The organism is Advenella incenata (assembly GCF_004217095.1).
Lineage (GTDB): Bacteria > Pseudomonadota > Gammaproteobacteria > Burkholderiales > Burkholderiaceae_B > Advenella > Advenella incenata.
Map to the genome: position 1 here is coordinate 421969 of NZ_SHKO01000003.1, position 12637 is coordinate 434605.

The 12637-nt window shown below is 56.4% G+C and carries 10 protein-coding genes; 8 read left to right on the forward strand and 2 right to left on the reverse strand.

Going from position 1 to position 12637, the window contains the following annotated elements; all coding sequences use genetic code 11:
• Positions 1-12: 12 nt before the first annotated feature.
• Together EV681_RS18130 and EV681_RS18135 are read left to right on the forward strand one after the other, a co-directional pair.
• Positions 13-963 carry a dihydrodipicolinate synthase family protein gene (locus EV681_RS18130; RefSeq protein ID WP_128394735.1) on the forward strand — a complete coding sequence of 317 codons (951 nt, stop codon included), beginning with the start codon at positions 13-15 and terminating at the stop codon, positions 961-963.
• Between the two features lie 122 nt (positions 964-1085).
• A complete protein-coding gene (locus EV681_RS18135; RefSeq protein ID WP_242612314.1) occupies positions 1086-2054 on the forward strand; it encodes a Bug family tripartite tricarboxylate transporter substrate binding protein in 969 nt (322 codons plus the stop codon).
• 49 nt (positions 2055-2103) lie between these two features.
• On the opposite strand, the gene EV681_RS18140 is transcribed toward EV681_RS18135, so the two are convergent.
• Positions 2104-4479, reverse strand: a complete 2376-nt coding sequence (locus EV681_RS18140; RefSeq protein ID WP_130304784.1) for a Tex family protein — start codon at positions 4477-4479, stop codon at positions 2104-2106.
• Positions 4480-4598: 119 nt separating this feature from the next.
• Between EV681_RS18140 and yoaA the strand changes: the two genes are divergently transcribed.
• On the forward strand, positions 4599-6689 hold the full coding sequence (gene yoaA, locus EV681_RS18145; protein WP_242612315.1) for a DNA repair helicase YoaA: 2091 nt from the start codon (positions 4599-4601) through the stop codon (positions 6687-6689).
• Positions 6690-6769: 80 nt separating this feature from the next.
• Here the strand turns inward: yoaA and EV681_RS18150 are convergent, their stop codons facing one another.
• A complete protein-coding gene (locus tag EV681_RS18150; protein ID WP_165393113.1) occupies positions 6770-7594 on the reverse strand; it encodes an outer membrane protein assembly factor BamD in 825 nt (274 codons plus the stop codon).
• A gap of 101 nt (positions 7595-7695) precedes the next feature.
• Between EV681_RS18150 and EV681_RS18155 the strand changes: the two genes are divergently transcribed.
• The 5 genes from EV681_RS18155 to phaR all read left to right on the forward strand — a co-directional run bounded on the left by EV681_RS18155 (position 7696) and on the right by phaR (position 12598).
• Complete coding sequence (locus EV681_RS18155) at positions 7696-8661, forward strand: RluA family pseudouridine synthase (protein WP_130304786.1); 966 nt, start codon at positions 7696-7698, stop codon at positions 8659-8661.
• The gene (pgeF, locus tag EV681_RS18160; RefSeq protein WP_423191221.1) at positions 8658-9395 is read left to right on the forward strand and encodes a peptidoglycan editing factor PgeF; all 738 of its coding nucleotides are present in this window, start codon (positions 8658-8660) and stop codon (positions 9393-9395) included. Before EV681_RS18155 ends, pgeF begins: the two co-directional genes overlap by 4 nt.
• A 164-nt stretch (positions 9396-9559) precedes the next feature.
• Positions 9560-11188 carry a PHA/PHB synthase family protein gene (locus EV681_RS18165; RefSeq protein WP_128394729.1) on the forward strand — a complete coding sequence of 543 codons (1629 nt, stop codon included), beginning with the start codon at positions 9560-9562 and terminating at the stop codon, positions 11186-11188.
• Positions 11189-11239: 51 nt separating this feature from the next.
• Complete coding sequence (gene phbB, locus EV681_RS18170; protein ID WP_128394728.1) at positions 11240-11977, forward strand: acetoacetyl-CoA reductase; 738 nt, start codon at positions 11240-11242, stop codon at positions 11975-11977.
• A gap of 45 nt (positions 11978-12022) precedes the next feature.
• Positions 12023-12598: a polyhydroxyalkanoate synthesis repressor PhaR gene (phaR, locus tag EV681_RS18175; RefSeq protein WP_128394727.1), complete on the forward strand. Its 576-nt coding sequence runs from the start codon at positions 12023-12025 to the stop codon at positions 12596-12598.
• The last annotated feature ends 39 nt before the right edge of the window (positions 12599-12637 follow it).

The window sequence follows — 12637 nt, forward strand, 5'->3', positions numbered from 1 at the left end:
GCAGGATTGCAAATGAAAACATCGCCAGTTTCACACCAGGATCTACAACGCTCCGTGATTGCAGTACCGCCTCTGGCGCGTGACGGGGAATATCGTCTGAATAAATCGGCTAATCGGGCCTTGTTATCCCATCTTTATGAAGGTGGCGTGCGAACGGTGATGTACGGTGGCAATGCCAATTTCTATCATCTGGGCGTCAACGACTACACCGATACGGTGGCGCAACTGGCCGATCTGGCCCAGTCCGATATGTGGGTGCTGCCTTCGGTCGGCCCCGATTTTGGGAAAATGAGAGACCAGACCGCTATCTTGCGAGGCTTTGATTTTCCCACGGCGATGCTCCTGCCAATGACTTTTCCTTATACGCAGCAGGGGTTGGCCGATGGCATTCGTTATTTTTCCGATGCATTCGGCGACAAAATCGTGGTCTATATCAAGTCTGATAATTATCTGCCGGCCGAAACCATGGCCAGCCTGGTCGAGGAAGGCAGGATTGTAAGTTTCAAATACGCCGTGGTGCGCCCCGATCCCACGGATGACCCATATTTGCAATCCATTCTTTCTTGCGTAAGCCCCGAGTTGATCGTCAGTGGCATTGGCGAGACGCCAGCCATTGATCATATGACGCATTTTGGCCTGAAAACTTTTACCAGCGGTTCGGTTTGCCTGGCGCCTGCCGGCTCGATGGGATTGTTGCGCGCAATGCAGGCGAACGACACTGCCACCGCGCAAACTTTGCGCGCGCACTACATGGCATTTGAAGCGTTGCGCGATGGCATCAATCCGATCCGGGTTCTTCACGATGGCGTCACCCTGGCTGGCATTGCCGATATGGGGCCGATCCTGCCGATGTTCTCTGGCCTGACCGACGATGAGGCGCAGCAGGTCGGGCCGGTTGCTCGTCAATTGGCTACCTGGGGGCGCAGCCAACTGGCGGAAAATAAGCAGGAAAGCTATGCTTGATTTACTATTGGGCCATGCGGGTGGCCAGGCGTGACATTGAGTCGGGCGCAGTTGTTACCATTGCAATAACCAGTTAGACCTACACAACGGGGGCATGCAGCCCGCCAACAACGGAGATGAGGATGATAAAGTTCAGTAAAACAGTCAGTGCCATGATTCTGGCTTTGGGGATTGCCGGCAGCGCCAGTGCTGCTTATCCGGATGCACAGCCGGTCAAGGTATTGGTTGGGTATACGCCTGGTGGCACCACAGATCTGGTGGCGCGGATTGTTGCCAAGGGTTTGAGCGATGAGCTCAAGCAAAGTTTCGTGGTGGAAAACAAACCGGGCGCCAGCAACAATATTGCCATGACGGAAGTCGCTCGCGCCAAGCCCAATGGCTACACGCTTATCGTCACGACCATTGCCAGTTCAGTCAATGCCACGCTCTTCAAGAAGCTGAACTATGATCTGAAAAAGGACTTTGCGCCGGTCGCACTGATCGCCAAAGTTCCTAACGTCATGGTCGTCAATCCAAAGTTGCCGGTAAACAACATGAAGGAACTGGTTGAATACATAAAAAATAACAAGGACAAGGCCACCTATGCTTCTTCAGGTATCGGTTCCTCGCAGTTCCTGTGTGGCGAGCAACTCAATCAGGATGCCGGCACCCAGATTTTGCATGTACCGTTCAAGGGTAGCGCGCCGGGGCTGACAGCGGTGATGGCGGGCGATGTGTTGATGGAATGTGACAATATGCCTTCTGCCTGGCCGTTTATCAGTGCCGGCAAGCTCAAGGCGCTGGCTGTGACCAGCAAGGAAAAATCGGCCGTGGCCCCCAAATTGCCTACGATGATGGAGGAAGGTTTCAAGGATTTTGATATTTCATCGTGGTTCGGCGTATTGGCGCCAGCGGGCATGCCCAAGGAAGACGTGGCGTTGCTCAATAAGGCGATTCTCAAAGTGGTCGCCAAGCCCGATGTGCAGAAACAACTGGCTGACCAAGGCGCCATTCCGCAGGATATGACGCCCGAGCAGTTCGGCGCCTTCATCAGCGATGAGGTTGACCGCTGGGGTGCCCTGATTACCAAACTGGGCGTAAGCGCTAACTGACCCGTCAGACTGCGGCCCGTTATAGTAACGGACCGCAGTCTACTCTCTTTTATTTTTTGAGCTTGGCAAATGCAGCGGCCATGGCGTTCATGGATGTGGCCGCCGGCGCCTGGTTGCGCGCCTGTTGCCGCCCGCCATTGCTTGAGCGTGGCGCTGCAGCACCAGGCCGTGAATCACGCCGTGCCACAGGTCCGGTATCGTCATTGAGCCTCATGGTCAGGCCGATACGATTACGCGCCACGTCAACTTCCTGTACCTTGACTTTGACAGCCTGACCGACCCGCACCACATCCCGCGGATCTTTCACAAACGTTTCGGACAGGGCGGAAATATGCACCAGACCGTCCTGGTGCACGCCGATGTCCACAAACGCACCGAAATTGGCGACATTAGTGACTACGCCATCCAGAATCATGCCTTCGGACAGATCCTTGATCGTCTCAACGCCTTCCTGGAAGGTGACGGTCTTGAATTCAGGGCGAGGGTCGCGGCCTGGTTTTTCCAGTTCCAGGAAAATATCTTTCACGGTGGGCAGGCCGAAGCGTTCATCGGTGAACTCGTTCGGAGACAGGCCGCTTAACGCTTCCTTGTTACCCATGACCGTTTTGACGTCCTTGCGGATTTTATCCAGGATGCGCTCGACGACGGGGTACGCCTCGGGGTGAACGGCAGAGGCATCCAGGGGGTTATCGCCGTTCTGGATGCGCAGGAAGCCCGCCGCCTGTTCAAAGGCCTTGGCGCCGAAACGCGAGACGTCCATCAGGGTTTTACGCGTTGGGAACGCACCGTTCTGGTCACGCCAATCAACAATATTGCGGGCCAGCGTGGAATTTAAGCCCGATACCCGTGAGAGCAGGGCGGCAGAGGCTGTATTCACATCGACGCCCACAGCGTTCACGCAATCCTCGATAACGGTATCGAGCGAGCGCGCCAGCTCCCGCTGGTTGATATCGTGCTGATACTGGCCGACACCAATTGCCTTGGGTTCAATTTTTACCAGTTCGGCCAGCGGGTCCTGCAGGCGGCGGGCAATGGAAACCGCGCCACGCAGGCTTACATCCATATCGGGAAATTCCTTGGATGCCAGTTCCGAGGCTGAGTACACAGAAGCGCCAGCTTCGGAGACAACGATTTTGCGCAGCCCTGCATTGGGTAGGGCTTCGATCAGTTCGGCGGCCAGCTTCTCGGTCTCGCGTGAGGCCGTACCATTGCCGATGGCAATCAGTTCGATCTTGTGCTTATTGACCAGCGCCGCCAGCGTGGCCAGCGACCCGTTGCGATCGCGACGTGGCTCGAAGGGATAGATGGTGGCGGTATCGAGCACTTTGCCAGTTTTATCGATGGCTGCCACCTTAACACCGGTGCGAATGCCCGGGTCCAGGCCCAGCACCGATTTGGGGCCGGCCGGTGCAGCAAGCAGCAGGTCTTTCAGGTTCGCGGCAAAAACGCGGATGGCTTCGGCTTCGGCCTCTTCGCGCAGTTTGGTGATGAATTCGGACTCGAAGGCGGTGAGCATTTTCACGCGCCATGTCCAGCGTGCTACATCAGCCAGCCATTTGCCGCGGGCACTGGCTGAAGGCGAGTAATCGGCCTCCAGTTCCAGAAAACGGCTGATGCGTTCTACGCAGGGATGGGGCACCAACGCATCCTGCTCATCGCTCAGGCCGATGCGCAAATCAAGTGCGCCTTGCTGGCGGCCGCGCAGCAGGGCCAGCACGCGATGGGAGGGCAGGCTGCGGATGGACTCGCGAAAATCGAACCAGTCGCGAAAATTGGCGCCTTCTGCTTCTTTTCCTTCAATAACCTTGGAGTACAGAAAGCCATGCTGGCCCAGGTAGTCGCGCATATCTGCAACCAGGTCTGCATTCTCCGAGAACTGTTCAGCCAGGATGTCCCGTGCGCCATCAAGGGCGGCGCGGGTGTCTTTGACGCCGAGTTCTTCATTGACATAGTCCTGGGCCGCAACCAGCGGATCGGCAGTGCGCTCGGTCAGCAGCAGGTCAGCCAGCGGTTGCAATCCGGCTTCACGGGCGATCTGGGCGCGCGTGCGACGCTTGGGTTTGAAGGGCGCGTACAGGTCTTCCAGGCGCTGCTTGGTGTCGGCCGCTGCGATGGCTTCGCTCAGCTCCGGCGTGAGCTTGCCCTGACCGGTAATGGACTCGAGCACGGCCGCGCGGCGAGATTCCAGTTCCCTGACATAGGCCAGCCGCACTTCCAGGTTGCGCAAAACGGTATCGTCCAGGCCGCCCGTGGCTTCCTTGCGATAGCGTGCGATAAACGGAACCGTCGCCCCGTCGTCAAGCAGCGAAACGGTTGCTTCGATCTGGCTGGCACGAACATTGAGTTCGGCAGCCAGCAATGCAATGATGCGCGCCGGGTCAACCAGCGGGGACGAGGCGGTAACAGAAGGAGAGGATGCGTTCATACTTAACGGTGATAATTAAACTTAACGCGACATTGTGCCATAAGCATCGCGGTTGGCGCAGCAGAACTGGAGTATGATGCCACATGTAAATGCCGCAAGGCGAGGTCGTAGGAAACGTTGTGCGAGTACTTGATTTTGATATTTCCGACTGGTTTGATCAGGAGGGACCGCTGGCGGCAGCGGTGCCCGGCTATACGCTGCGTGACGCGCAGATCCAGCTGGCGCAGGCCGTGGACGAGACGATTGCCTCGCATTCGGTGCTGGTGGCCGAGGCTGGCACCGGGACCGGTAAAACCTGGGCCTACCTGATTCCGGCGTTCCTGTCGGGCGGCAAGGTGCTTATTTCCACCGGGACCCGGACCTTGCAGGATCAACTGTTCACTAAGGATGTCCCACGGGTTCGCGATGCCCTGGCCCTGCCGGTTCAGGTCGCGCTGCTCAAAGGGCGCAGCAACTACGTCTGTCATTATCATCTGGATCGGCTGGAGCAGGACGAGCGCGCGCTCAAGTCCAGGGACGAAATCTCCCAGTTGCGGCAAATCCGCGTATTTGCAACCCGCTCGCGCTCCGGCGACAAAACCGATTGTGGACAAGTGCCGGAAGACGCCGACATCTGGAACCGGGTTACTTCTACCCGGGAAAACTGTCTTGGTCAGGACTGCCCCAACGTCAAGGAGTGCTTTTTGCTCAAGGCACGCAGGCAGGCGCAGGAAGCCGATGTGGTCGTCATTAACCACGCCCTGTTTTTTGCCGATCTGGTTTTGCGTGAGGAAGGCATTACCGACCTGCTACCGGCCGCCGATGCGGTGGTATTCGATGAAGCGCACCAGTTGCCCGAGACGGCCACGCGCTTTATGGGCGATGTGGTCTATTCGGGCAACATTACCGATTTTCTGAAGTCCGCCGAAGTGGCGGCGCTGGCGTATGCGCGTGACAGCGCCAAATGGACCGAAGCCTGCCAGCGGGTATCTTATTACGTCAAAGATCTGCGCCTGGTGGCGGCACCCATAGAGAAAATGCCCGGACGCAAGGCGACGTTTGACCAGATTCCCGAAGCCGATCGATTTTTTGAAATTCTGAACAAGCTTTACGACGAGCTGGTCACATTGACCGGCATGCTCACAGCGGTGCAGGAGCGCCACCCCGATCTGGCGACTGCGGCAAAGTCGGGGACAGAGCTTTGTGCTCGACTGTACCGCTGGTCGCAACCGATCATTTTGCCTGAAGGCGTAACTCGCGATAGCGCTGACCCGGCCGCGAACACGGTGCAGCTGGCAACGCAGGCGGCTCAATCCAAAGCCGGCAACAGCGTGGCCGAGCAACTGGTTCGCTGGGTCGAGGTAGGGCTGCACCATTTTCGTCTGCAGATGGCGCCGCTGTCGGTCGCCGATGCCTTCTCGCGCCAGCGGCGCAAGGATCAGGCCTGGATCTTTACCTCTGCAACCTTATCGGTCTACAAGGATTTCACGCATTACACGCGTCAGCTCGGGCTCTATGGCGCGCGTACCGAAAGATGGGAGTCTCCTTTTGATTACCAGGATCATGCCATGTTGTATGTGCCTGACCATTTGCCCGAGCCGCAGTCACCCGATTTTCAGAAGCAGTTTGTGGCAACGCTGATCCCATTGATCCAGGCCAGCCCGGGCGGCGTGCTGGTATTGTGCACCACTTTGCGTGCTGTCGATAATTTGTCCGCCATGCTTGTCGAGGCCTTTGATACGCATTTTATTGAGCGGCCGGTATTGCGTCAGGGTGAAAGCTCGCGAGGCACGTTGCTGGAAAAGTTTCGTCAGTTGAAGAACGCGGTGCTGGTAGGCAGCGCCAGTTTCTGGGAAGGAATTGATTTGCCGGGCGATATGCTTACCCTGGTGGCGATTGACAAACTGCCTTTTGCGCCACCCGATGACCCGGTGCTTGAGGCACGCATCAAGGCCTGTCGTGAGTCGGGCGGCAATCCGTTTTTTGAGTATCAATTGCCCAGCGCCGCCATTGCCCTGAAGCAGGGTGCTGGCCGTCTGATTCGCACCGAAAAGGACTGGGGGCTGCTGGTGGTCGGAGACCGCAGGCTGGTTGAGAAACCCTACGGGAAACTGTTGTGGCGCGGTCTGCCGCCGTTTCGTCGTACCCGCAAGCTTGACGAAGCCACCGCGTTTCTGAAAACCCATGCCAAGGATATTGCACTGCCGGAAGGCGACGACGCAGTGTCGTAGCGTCGCTTGCAACAGTGGCAGAAAAAAAGGGCAACCCATGGGTCGCCCTTTTTTTATGAAGGTAATCTGTCCGGTCTGTCTTAATTGAAGACGCGGGCCGGATTTATCCATGAGAACCAGCCACCGCTGCTCTCCAGACCTTGTTCATAGTATTTGCTGTTAGGGTAGTTCTGATCCAGAATCCGTTTTGCATCATTGGCCTGATCGGGCATGCCAAGTTGCTGGTACGACTGCATCATAATATAGAGCGCAGGTTCGGCAGCGGCCACACCGGAAAAATCTTTCAGGACCGACTGGCTGCGGTTGATGGCGGCGACGTAGGCATGACGTGTGTAATAGTATCTGGCCACGTTGACCTCGTTGTCGGCAATGGTGCTGACCAGCCACGTCAGACGCTGTCTGGCGTCACGGCTGTATCGGCTTTCCGGAAAGCGCTGGACAAGCTCATTGAAAGCGTCGTACGACTGGCGCAGCCCCTTGGGATCGCGCTCGCTGGGATCCTGTCCGGTCAGGCTGCGCAGATAGGAGCTGGGCGGCGTAAACGTAACCAGACCTTTCAGATACAGCATGTAATCGGTGCCCGGATGGCTGGGATACAGGCGCAGGAAGCGGTCAATGACAGCCACAGCCTTTTCCGGTTCGTTGTCTTTCCAGTTCACATAAGCCTGATCGATCATCGATTGCTGCGCGAAACTGGAATACGGATAACGGGCTTCGACTGCTTCCAGATAGGTGCGTGCGGTTTTGTAGTCATTACTGCGCACGTTGTCGCGAGCTTCCTGATATAACTGGGGCGCTGACATACCGGCTGTTCTGTCAGCTTCTCGGGTCATCATGCTGCTGCAACCTGCAATAGTCAGGCAGCCCAGCGCAATGAGAGAAGTTCGAAGCAAACGTTTATGCATAATTTGGAAGTGACTGTTAGTTAAAGTTCAAAAAGCAATCTGATAATAGCATTGCCGCGTTATTATAAGAACATTATATGATTTTACAGTGTTTTCTATCGATGTCAGACCCAACTTTGCAGGATGCCGACGAAATTCCCGACAATGAGCAGCGGCAATTCCGTCTTCCCATGACCATGATCGGCGAACGCCTGGACAAGGTTCTGGCTACGCTCATACCCGAACATTCCCGCAGCAGGCTGCAGGGATGGATAGAAGAAGGGCATGTGCTGGTCAATGGCGTACCCGGCAAAATCCGTCAGAACGTCGGTGCCGACGATCTGCTACTGGTAACAATGCAGCAGGCGCCCGAGCAGACAGCGTTCACCCCGGAACCGGTAGATTTTATGGTCGTGGCCGACTCTGCAGACTGGATTGTAGTCAATAAGCCCGCAGGACTGGTCACTCATCCAGGTGCCGGCAACTGGTCGGGCACGCTGTTAAACGGCCTGCTCTACAGGTATCCCGAACTGGCCCATGTGCCGCGAGCGGGCATTGTGCACCGCCTGGACAAAGATACTGATGGCTTGCTGGTGGTGGCGCGCAATGAAGCGGCCCAGACGCATTTTGTCAGACAATTGCAGGCGCGCACCATGGGACGGGAATATGAAGCGCTGGTGATGGGGCATAGTCCTGCCAGGGGGAGTGTCACCCTGCCTATCGGCCGTGATCGCCATGTCCCGGTGCGTATGTCCACCGTGACGCCCATTGCTGCCAAAGAAGCCATTACCCATTATGAGCGCGTCGCTTTCGGTTATATCGACGAGGCGCCCGTCAGTCATGTCAAGTGCAAGCTGGAAACAGGCAGAACCCACCAGATCCGGGTCCATATGCATGCGCTGGGGCATCCCTTGCTGGGCGATACCCTGTACAACGGCAAACCGCTAGGTCTGGCACAACGCCAGATGTTGCATGCACGGCGTCTCACTTTTATGGATCCAGCCTCGGATCAGCCCCAGTCATTTGACGCGGCGCGTCCTGACGATATGGAACAAGTGATGGCAGCAATTGAATGGACATCAACATGAAGCCGTTACACGTAACTGGGCAGCGCTGGCCCGGCGTGCAGTATTTCACCACCACGCGTCATGGCGGTGTGAGCCGGGCTCCCTACGATAGCAATAATCTGGGGCTGCACGTCAAGGATGATCCGCAAGCAGTATGGGAAAACCGGGAGCGGCTGCGTGCTTTTTTACCGGGTGATCCGGTCTGGCTTGACCAGGTGCACGGCACCAGCGTACTGGACGTGGATGCGGCTGGGGCCGACGCCTCAGGACCGTTTGACGCCAGCATGACCATGACGCCCGGGCGGGTGCTGGCCATTCTGACCGCCGATTGCCTGCCGGTGGTGTTTGCCTCGGACAAGGGGGTGGCGGCGGCCCATGCAGGCTGGCGTGGCCTGGCGGCAGGGGTGCTGGAGAATACTGTCAAAAAATTGCATACTGCCTGCGGTAAACTGCCTGATTACGCTTGGATCGGCCCTGCCATTTCCTACCGGGTATTCGAAATTGGCCCGCAAGTGCGCGAGGCGTTCCTGGATGTTGATCCCACGGTGGCCACCTGTTTCATGCCGCACCCGGACAATGCCGGCAAGTGGCTGGCCGATCTTTCAGGCATCGCGGCCCATCGGTTGTCTGCGATGGGTATCAGGCATGTTGAGCAAAGTGGCCTGTGCACGTATCTGCAGGATGACCTTTTTTACTCCTACCGGCGCAGTCAGGTGAGCGGCAGATTAGCCACGGTCATCTGGATCGAGCCTTGATTGTTCCCGGTCGCTGGTAGCTACGCAGACCCAGGGCTGATGGGCGCTCAGGGTTTCCCTTAGTGGGGTAGATACCGTCTGACGTGCTGTTTGTTTTTATATAGAATGATTTGTACACGGTGAGCATGCCACGAATGAAAATCAGACCACAGCCGGAGAGACGAGTGACCAACGAGACTGATCAAGCATGGGCAGCCCAGGCAGATCCGGCGCAGCATGCAGCCTTCCAGGCGCAGTTGCAGGCCGAGTTTCTCGCCAAATGGCAGCAGATTGCCGTTGCCGGACAGCAGGGCACGTTGCCGCCGCTGACCGACAGAAGGTTCAGCAGTCCGGCCTGGCAGGAAAGCCCGCAGCATCTGCTGATGGCCCACCTTTATCTGCTGTCGGCCGGCATTATGCAGAAAATGGTCGATCAGGCAGCTGTGCCCGACAGTGTTCGGCAACGGCTGCGGTTCTCGGTTGAACAGTGGAACGACGCCATGTCGCCGGCGAACTATTTTCTGACCAATCCCGACGTGCTCAAAACCTTCACTGACACCAATGGTGAATCGTTGCAGAAAGGGTTTCTGAATCTGCTTGGAGATCTGCGCAAGGGTCAGATTTCCCAGACAGACGATTCGACATTCGAAGTGGGAAGCAATCTGGCCACAACGCCCGGTTCCGTGGTATTTGAAAATCCCTGGTTCCAGTTGTTGCAGTATGCGCCGCAAACGCCAACCGTGTACCGACGGCCCTTGCTGATGGTTCCGCCGTGCATCAACAAATATTACATTCTGGATTTGCAGTCAGGCAATTCGCTGGTAGAGTATGCAGTCAGCCAGGGCTTTACCGTGTTCATGGTTTCCTGGCGCAACCCGACCGTGGCAGATACCGATGGCATACAAAAATCAACGTGGGACGACTATATCGAAAAGGGCGTATTGACCGCGATTGATACGGTCAGCCAGATTACGGGGCAGCCGCAAATCAACGCCCTGGGGTTTTGCGTAGGCGGGACCATGCTTTCCAGTGCGCTGGCAGTGGCACGGGCACGTGGCGAGAACCCGGTGGCTAGTGTGACGCTGCTGACCACGCTGCTCGATTTTGAAGATACCGGTGTGCTGGACGTGTTCGTCGATGAGGCGCACGTGGCCTATCGGGAACAACTGCTGGGGCAGGGAGGAATGATGACGGCCAAAGAGCTGGCCACCACCTTTTCGTTTCTGCGGCCCAATGAACTGGTCTGGAACTATGTTGTCAGCAATTACCTGAAAGGCAACGCGCCGCCCGCATTCGACCTGTTGTACTGGAATTCAGACGGGACCAATCTGCCGGGCCCGTTCTTCACGTGGTACTTTCGGAATATGTACCTGGAAAACAGATTGTGCCGTCCGGGCGCACTGAAGATATGTGCTGAAGCGGTCGATCTTGCCGATCTGGACATGCCGGCATACGTTTATGGCTCAAAAGAAGACCACATCGTTCCCTGGCATGCCTCATTCGCCTCGGCGCGCCTGCTCTCGGGCGATGTCCGGTACGTCCTGGGGGCTTCCGGGCACATTGCGGGTGTGATCAATTCGCCGGCAAAGAATAAACGCAACTACTGGTCCAGTGATACCATGCAGGTGCAGCAGGCCGATGCCCGGCAATGGCTGGAAAATGCGCAATCGGTGCCGGGCAGCTGGTGGCCCGACTGGGCTGGCTGGCTTGCAGGGCACAGCGGGCGCAAGCTAAAGGCCAAAGCAACGCAGGGGAATGCCGCGTACCCGCCGCTGGCGCCGGCGCCGGGGCAATACGTAAAAGTCAAAGCCTGATCAGGTCAATGCATTATTTTATTACCGTGAAAGTAGCCTAAGGAGTTCAAAATGACACAAAAAATAGCATATGTTACGGGCGGGATGGGAGGAATCGGGACCTCCATATGCCAGCGCCTGCACAAAGATGGATTCACGGTTATCGCCGGCTGCGGTCCGCAACGCAATGCCCAGCAGTGGATTGACGAACAGGCGGCACAGGGATACACATTCTATGCTTCAGCAGGGAATGTGTCAGACTGGGATTCTACTGTTACTGCGTTTGAAAAGGTCAGGGCTGAACACGGTCCAGTGGACGTTCTGGTAAACAACGCCGGCATTACGCGTGATGGAGTTTTTCGTAAAATGTCCATTGATGACTGGCGTGCGGTCATGGACACCAATCTGAACAGTCTGTTCAATGTGACCAAACAGGTGATTGAACATATGTATGAAAAGCGTTGGGGGCGTATCATTAATATCAGCTCTGTCAACGGACAGAAAGGGCAGTTTGGCCAGACTAACTATTCCACGGCCAAAGCGGGTATCCACGGCTTTACCATGGCCCTGGCGCAGGAAGTGGCCAGTCGCGGGGTTACCGTCAACACGGTTTCTCCTGGTTATATCGGCACCGACATGGTGCGTGCCATCCGCCCCGAGGTACTGGAGCAAATCGTTGGAACCATCCCGGTTCGTCGTCTGGGTACGCCCGAAGAAATTGCCTCGATTGTGTCATGGCTGGCTTCAGACGAATCCGGTTTTTCCACCGGCGCCGACTTCTCGGTCAATGGTGGCCTGCACATGGGTTAAGTCCTTCAACCGGACAAAGACAGTTATTTAAAGGTTAAACAGGTAATGGCTAAAGCAACTGAAACGGACGCCGTCCGCACAATCAAAAAATATCCCAATCGTCGGCTCTACGATACGCAGACCAGTACGTATATTACGTTGCAGGATGTGAGACAGTTGGTGTTGGACAATGTCCGTTTTCAGGTGCTGGATGCCAAGTCGGGCGAAGAACTCACGCGCAGCATTCTGCTGCAGATTATCCTTGAGGCGGAATCTGGCGGCGTTCCCATGTTCAGTTCGACCATGCTGGCGCATATCATCCGTTTTTACGGTCACGCCATGCAGGGCGTCATGGGCTCCTATCTTGAAAAAAACATGCAGGCATTTGTAGATATTCAGGACAAACTGGCCGAGCAGTCAAAAGGCGTCTACACGCCGCAATTTGGTGCCGAAGCCTGGTCGCAGTTCATGAATATACAGGCGCCGCTGCTCAACAATATGATGAATAATTATGTTGAGCAATCCAAGAACATGTTCGTGCAGATGCAGGAGCAAATGCAGAACCAGACCAGCAACATATTCGGTGGTTTCCCGTTCAACCCCGCTGACGTCGACAAAGACAAAGATAAAGAAGACAAATAAGCAAACCGGCAGTCAGAATGTCAATTGCCCCAGCGGCCG